Annotated in this window: 1 protein-coding gene; it reads right to left on the bottom strand. The window is 28.9% G+C overall.

All coding sequences use genetic code 11. From position 1 onward, the window contains the following. Window positions 1-84 precede the first annotated feature (84 nt). Window positions 85-228, bottom strand: coding sequence for a hypothetical protein (locus JVU85_RS13735; RefSeq protein WP_002360221.1), 144 nt, complete (start codon window positions 226-228; stop codon window positions 85-87). Window positions 229-667: the final 439 nt, after the last annotated feature.

The raw sequence follows: 667 nt of genomic DNA, 5'->3' as shown, positions 1-667 counted from the left end.
AAAAAAAGGCACCAGTTTAACAACCGGTGCCTAATCATTCGTATGCATTTTTACAAATGCAATAGATTCATAAATTTTTGCCCATTATATAAAAGGAGGCAAAAAGTTTTCCGGTAGTGTTTCCATTTTTTGTTTTTGTGAAAAAGGACATACTGATCCCGTTGTACCTAAATCCCCTGAAACTTTTACATGCTTTCTAAACTCGACATTAATGAAATCAATTCCCATTACTTTTTGCCTCCTTTCTCATATTGTGATAATAACACAATAATAATTGATGAAAAAGAAATAATCAACCCTACTTTTTTGAAAACCAATTTAAAGCTTTACTACTTTTACTTACATAATAAAGGCAGGTGCAGTATAAACTTTTTTAAATAGGTCTTCTTTAACGAGCAGGTAGCGTCAGTTAAAGTAGATAATTTAAGATCGAAATCATATTATAGATATTCCGAAATTGGGCGTGATTGTTGCAGGTCAAAAGCTTAATTCCTCGATAAAATAAAAAGGAATTAGTTTTTTTATTTGTGGTACATTCTTCTGACCGTAATCAATTGTCATCTAATAATTACATTGTATTTTTTCATTTGATTTAACACGTTAAATATATGTTCTTAAAGTAAAAACATTGATGTTAATGGATTTTTAGTAATTTACTCTTGATAAA

It is taken from the genome of Staphylococcus sp. GDY8P72P (assembly GCF_016890655.1).
GTDB lineage: Bacteria > Bacillota > Bacilli > Staphylococcales > Staphylococcaceae > Staphylococcus > Staphylococcus arlettae.
This window is presented reverse-complemented; position numbering and strand designations above follow the sequence as displayed.